Raw genomic sequence first — 5,559 nt, 5'->3', positions numbered from 1 at the left:
CATAAAAAAACTCCCCCTTATAATATGCAAAAAATTTAGCATATTGTGTCAGGAAAGTACAGTAATCATACTGGAGGAATTTGATTTAAATAGGCCAATTTTGGATGGGATAAAGTGATGCTTTACAATAGCTTCCTTAAACCTTTTCAGAGTTTCTTGATCTTTTTCATTTACATCATACATACTAGGTTCTAAACTGTATAAAGATTCATTCTTTTCATAAAATACTTGGATAAAGTCGTACTTGTTTAGATAATCTCTATACTTTTGGTGAATGTTTTCTTCTATATCCCCATCATTATCAGTTACTATATTAATACTCTTTCCTACAAGAATAGCTAAATCACAGTAACGTTTAAAAGCCAAAGAATCGACAGTAATAATATCAGTTCCATCCTCAATTGGGAGCTTGCCATATCTATCAAAATATGCCCTCTGGACTATCAATTCATCAGTTGGTCCTTCAACCAATATAACCGTTTCAGCCAATAAGAATCTCACAGTATTATAACCTGGTAATTTCATAAAGAAATCCATCGTCTCTTGGTTCACTTGGTTTAGAGGTGTAATATTACCTTCATGCAAAAGAATGATATTTTGAAGACCTATTTTATTTGCTACGAAACTACTATGTGTAGAAATGAAAACTTGTTTAGATTCTTCATTCTTGATTTTAGAGATTAATTTAGACATATTACTAAAAGATAAGTTATTTTCCGGTTCTTCAAATAAAATAAAATTAGATTTTTGAGATTCCTCATTTAACACTAGTTCCATCTCAATAAGATTTCGACTACCAAATCCTATGTCTTCAAAAGGTATTGCTTCGACATCTATAGAAACTTCATTTTTCCAAGCATCTAATACTTCTTCTTTAATTCCAAGTTTAATTTTTTTATCGTCTAAACGAACGTTTTTTTCTATTCTATCATTTAAGTTTTTTACACTTTCATTTGAATTAAAATCAAATTTCATTTTCCGATAATTTCTTGCCAAACTAGCTTTCTCTTCATCAGTCAAGTGCTCTGCTACACTTGAATTTACAAATCTATTTACTGAGTTACTGTAATCTTTCTTAGTGGTATCCAAAAGAGATACTTTAAAAGGTAAAGTTCTAAATACAACAGGATCTCCTGAAAATTCTGTCCACTTAACTTCATAAAATTCAACTGGAATATCATATATTTCTTCAGCATCTAGCATTGTTTTAAATGCATCTGCATAAATTGAGTTAAAATTTACTGACATACGTATTCCAGGGCAATCTTCACCTAATGAATTGTTTGTCCCTTTTAATTGCGAATTAATTCCATCATCATTTAAGTATACTTCAACTATTATTTTGGGAAGTTCGTCGATGTTTTTTTGATCAAGTTTTTTTCTAAACTCATCTCTTATTTGCTGATTAAAACAAGAAGCCTTAAGCTGACGTTCGAAGGAATAGTTATTTAGTTTTCCACTTATCACTGTTTGAATTGCTTCTAACAGAGTACTCTTACCAGAGTCGTTATTACCGACAAAAATATTATAATCCGGATTTACGTGTATTACTTCGTCTTTAAACAATTTGTAATTATGTAAAAGAATCTTACTTATTTTCATGATCCACCACTCTTTCATTATGAATAGAATTTTTAAAATATATGTGAATTGGAAAAGCACGATTTAATAAAAAATCTTTGTGTAAAAAATGTGTAAAAAAAATATAAAACTAATCCTTTTCACTTGATTTCATCAAAATAAAAAAACACCCAAAAACATTGATATAACAATGCTCATGGGTGTTTGAATTTTCTTCAATTTTGTTCTACAAAATGCTAAAAATACCGGTGGTCGGGGTCGAACCGACACTCCCGAAGGAACACGATTTTGAGTCGTGCGCGTCTGCCAATTCCGCCACACCGGCATATTAATAATTGACGAATGTCTTGACTGACAAATATTAATATAGCACGGAATGGCAATAGAAGTCAACCAAAAATTGTTTAACCACATTACATTAGCTTACTTTCTCTTTCCTATTTACCCGTTTCAATATAATGAATCGAATAACCTTTCCTATAAGAAATCCAAGAATTAGAAAAATAATGGGCAACCAAATCACGCCGAAATATACTCCATTTATATTAAATGTCGGGGAATAGACTACCCCAATGGTTCCTATATAAGCTGAAAAAACAAATGGAATAAATGAGTATGGTTCTTTTCCACCACCCGCATCTCGATAAGCATCCCAGATGGCAAACAAATAGATACATGGATAAAACATCAGCCACTGAAAATTGGTAGCAGAAATAGCTTCATGAATCTCTCCATGAAAACTTGGAAGTATAGCGTAATTCAATCCGGATTGAACGTTGACGAAGAATTCTAATATAATTAGAACTGTCCCTTTAAAAAGCTTTCCATTTAAGTAATGTCCAAACCCAGGTAACGCAATACTCCAAAACAAAACCTCCATTTTTTTATCCCTTGCCATTTAAACACACTACCCATCTGCTAATTGTTGTCGATCTGATGCCATAGGCGGTTCCTCCAACCAACCATTATTTATCATAATATTTGCCCCATCCTCACAATACGCCGCTATCTCTGTACTTAATCGTGTATATTGGTGCCCTAAATCACGTCGATGACTCGCAGCTAAACTAAACCCGTAAAATCCTAATACAGCCGCATTTAATGTTGTTGTATGATACATAATTAATTTGTCAGAGAAAACAAAAGTGGTACAATCTGTAACTTCGGTTTCCAATGTCATTGGAACAGGAAGATCATTTTCACGCATAACAGAACCTAACACTTCAGCATGTTTTGCTGTTATTTCCTTCCCTCTTTCCATATACTGCCTTACTTCCTTAGAATTAGCGACTTGCGCAAAACCAATTAACGTTGCAATCTCCAATGCATTACGGAGAATATTTGAAAATAAGTTCGAGATTTCCATGCCATTTAGTGGTCTTCTTTCACCAAACCAGCCAGTTAAAAAGCGTTGTTTCTTTATATACCCCGCCTTTTTTGGTGGTGATAAATATGGTGGGCGTACATTAAGCCCCTTGGATAGCATTAGTTTTAATGCCTTTTTATGAAGCATGTTTGCCTCAGTAAAATTATGAGAAAAATAATCATAAATATCCTCTCTTGCAGAACATGCAATAGCCACCGAATAGTTGTTCATGCCAATCTGGGACATATCTCGAATATAGGTAAGTATGTAACTATCCGAATATAGTCTTGGGGCATTAACATCTACATCCTCGTTAACATTAAAGCCAATTGGTACTGGATAATTTTCTCCCTCAAAAAAACTATTTAGCTTTGGAATATGTGATTCAGCTAGATCAAGTGCATACTTGACAAGTTCTTTCACCTCGTTATCTTCAAAAATATAAAAAAATATCTAAATACACAAATTGCCATACTATCATCCATATAATTAGTCCAAAGTTGTGTAATCTCTGTTGAAGTTAAACGTGCATTGTGGTTTGTTTCCATTTATCCTCCTACCTCCAAAATTATTTGAGTCCGCTATTAGTTTTCCCTAACTGTAAATATTATACAGGGATTACAATACTATAATTTTCCTTTTCGAGAACATTAATTGAATTTAATAACAATAAAAAAACTCTTTTGTTTTAACTGCAATATAGATTGCAACTAAAACAAAAGAGTTTAATGTATTTGTAGGCCATCTAATGCCTACTATTTATATGGAATAGTAAAATTGGAGGCGGTAACCGGATTTGAACCGGTGATAAAGGTTTTGCAGACCTCTGCCTTACCACTTGGCTATACCGCCATAAATTCTGGAGCGGAAGACGGGATTCGAACCCGCGACCCCCACCTTGGCAAGGTGGTGTTCTACCACTGAACTACTTCCGCAGTGGCTGGGCTACTAGGATTCGAACCTAGGAATCACGGGACCAAAACCCGTTGCCTTACCGCTTGGCTATAGCCCAATAAAAGGGCGACCGGTGGGAATCGAACCCACGAGTGCCGGAGCCACAATCCGGTGCGTTAACCACTTCGCCACGGCCGCCATAATAAAAATGGCAGGGGTAGTAGGAATCGAACCCACATCAAAGGTTTTGGAGACCTTCGTTTTACCATTAAACTATACCCCTACTATTAAAAATATTACTATTTTTTATAAATGGTGGAGGGGGGCAGATTCGAACTGCCGAACCCGAAGGAGCGGATTTACAGTCCGCCGCGTTTAGCCACTTCGCTACCCCTCCGACATAAGAAAAAGACATAAATGGTGGCTCGGGACGGAATCGAACCGCCGACACACGGATTTTCAGTCCGTTGCTCTACCGACTGAGCTACCGAGCCAATATGTTTTAAATTACAAGATTTATAGTGGCGGTCCGGACGGGACTCGAACCCGCGACCTCCTGCGTGACAGGCAGGCATTCTAACCAACTGAACTACCGGACCACTATAATTAAACTCTGTTGTACTTTACGGTACAATAAAATAATTTGGTTGCGGGGGCAGGATTTGAACCTACGACCTTCGGGTTATGAGCCCGACGAGCTACCAGACTGCTCCACCCCGCGGTAATATAAAGTATTTAATTTTTTGTCATGCACTTATGAATCGTGCAATCTTCTTGTTAGTGACCCCTGCATCTACAAGCATAATCGAAGATGTGTATGCTTCGGGGTTACTCGTAGCGGATTCGGTGGATGTATTGCTCGTTGCTCCACCCCGCGATAATGAAAAAGTATTTAATTTTAGAATATGCACTCTTAACAGTACAATTAATGGTGGAGGATGCAGGGCTCGAACCTGCGACCCCCTGCTTGTAAGGCAGGTGCTCTCCCAGCTGAGCTAATCCTCCATTATGGTGACCCGTACGGGATTCGAACCCGTGTTACCGCCGTGAAAGGGCGGTGTCTTAACCGCTTGACCAACGGGCCATTTAATATAATTCAAATGGCGGAGAGCGAGGGATTTGAACCCTCGAGACCACTTTCGCAGCCTACACGATTTCCAATCGTGCTCCTTCGACCACTCGGACAGCTCTCCATGGCTCCACAGGTAGGATTCGAACCTACGACCGATCGGTTAACAGCCGATTGCTCTACCACTGAGCTACTGTGGAATGGAATTGCCTGGCGGCGTCCTACTCTCGCAGGGGCAATGCCCCAACTACCATCGGCGCTGAGAAGCTTAACTTCTGTGTTCGGTATGGGAACAGGTGTGACCTTCTCGCCATCACTACCAGACATAAATGGTATTACCAAGTGACCTATTTTTTTCGTGACAAACTCTATTATAATCGTTTTCCGAAAAAAATCAAGAGTTATTTTGTTTTGGATTATTATACCCTGAAAACTAAATAAGAGTAACCAAACGATATCAAATAAGTTAGTTAAGTCCTCGATCTATTAGTATCCGTCAGCTCCACGTGTCACCACGCTTCTACCTCGGACCTATCAACCTCATAGTCTCTAAGGGATCTTACTCACTCGAAGTGATGGGAAGTCTCATCTTGAGGGGGGCTTCATGCTTAGATGCTTTCAGCACTTATCCTTTCCACACGTAGCTACC

3 protein-coding genes, 14 tRNA genes, 2 rRNA genes and 1 pseudogene are annotated in these 5,559 nt (G+C 37.7%); all 20 read right to left on the bottom strand.

Going from position 1 to position 5,559, the window contains the following annotated elements; genetic code table 11:
• Positions 1–48: 48 nt before the first annotated feature.
• Entirely contained in the window at positions 49–1,602 is a 1,554-nt protein-coding gene (locus AAIB49_RS19315; RefSeq protein WP_343458994.1) for an ATP-dependent nuclease, read from the bottom strand.
• Positions 1,603–1,824: 222 nt separating this feature from the next.
• A tRNA-Leu gene (locus AAIB49_RS19310) sits at positions 1,825–1,906 on the bottom strand.
• Positions 1,907–1,999: 93 nt separating this feature from the next.
• Positions 2,000–2,479, bottom strand: a complete 480-nt coding sequence (locus tag AAIB49_RS19305) for a hypothetical protein (protein WP_339216745.1) — start codon at positions 2,477–2,479, stop codon at positions 2,000–2,002.
• Between the two features lie 9 nt (positions 2,480–2,488).
• Positions 2,489–2,947, bottom strand: coding sequence for a DUF3231 family protein (locus AAIB49_RS19300; protein WP_343458995.1), 459 nt, complete (start codon positions 2,945–2,947; stop codon positions 2,489–2,491).
• Between the two features lie 126 nt (positions 2,948–3,073).
• Positions 3,074–3,432 (bottom strand): annotated as a pseudogene (locus AAIB49_RS19295) (DUF3231 family protein); the annotation flags it as partial.
• Between the two features lie 293 nt (positions 3,433–3,725).
• A tRNA-Cys gene (locus tag AAIB49_RS19290) sits at positions 3,726–3,799 on the bottom strand.
• An 8-nt stretch (positions 3,800–3,807) separates the two neighbouring features.
• A tRNA-Gly gene (locus AAIB49_RS19285) sits at positions 3,808–3,882 on the bottom strand.
• A gap of 2 nt (positions 3,883–3,884) precedes the next feature.
• A tRNA-Gln gene (locus tag AAIB49_RS19280) sits at positions 3,885–3,959 on the bottom strand.
• Positions 3,960–3,966: 7 nt separating this feature from the next.
• Positions 3,967–4,039: transfer RNA gene (locus tag AAIB49_RS19275), tRNA-His, on the bottom strand.
• Positions 4,040–4,050: 11 nt separating this feature from the next.
• Positions 4,051–4,124, bottom strand: a tRNA-Trp gene (locus tag AAIB49_RS19270).
• Positions 4,125–4,154: 30 nt separating this feature from the next.
• A tRNA-Tyr gene (locus AAIB49_RS19265) sits at positions 4,155–4,238 on the bottom strand.
• 21 nt (positions 4,239–4,259) lie between these two features.
• A tRNA-Phe gene (locus AAIB49_RS19260) sits at positions 4,260–4,335 on the bottom strand.
• Positions 4,336–4,363: 28 nt separating this feature from the next.
• Positions 4,364–4,440, bottom strand: a tRNA-Asp gene (locus AAIB49_RS19255).
• 45 nt (positions 4,441–4,485) lie between these two features.
• Positions 4,486–4,562 (bottom strand) — tRNA-Met (locus tag AAIB49_RS19250).
• A gap of 208 nt (positions 4,563–4,770) precedes the next feature.
• Positions 4,771–4,846, bottom strand: a tRNA-Val gene (locus AAIB49_RS19245).
• 4 nt (positions 4,847–4,850) lie between these two features.
• A tRNA-Glu gene (locus tag AAIB49_RS19240) sits at positions 4,851–4,925 on the bottom strand.
• 17 nt (positions 4,926–4,942) lie between these two features.
• A tRNA-Ser gene (locus tag AAIB49_RS19235) sits at positions 4,943–5,034 on the bottom strand.
• Position 5,035: 1 nt separating this feature from the next.
• Positions 5,036–5,110, bottom strand: a tRNA-Asn gene (locus AAIB49_RS19230).
• Between the two features lie 8 nt (positions 5,111–5,118).
• A 5S ribosomal RNA gene (rrf, locus tag AAIB49_RS19225) occupies positions 5,119–5,234 on the bottom strand.
• A 142-nt stretch (positions 5,235–5,376) separates the two neighbouring features.
• Positions 5,377–5,559 (bottom strand): 23S ribosomal RNA (locus AAIB49_RS19220); the annotation flags it as partial.

The organism is Ornithinibacillus proteolyticus (assembly GCF_039581225.1).
Lineage (GTDB): Bacteria > Bacillota > Bacilli > Bacillales > Amphibacillaceae > Ornithinibacillus > Ornithinibacillus massiliensis.
This window is presented reverse-complemented; position numbering and strand designations above follow the sequence as displayed.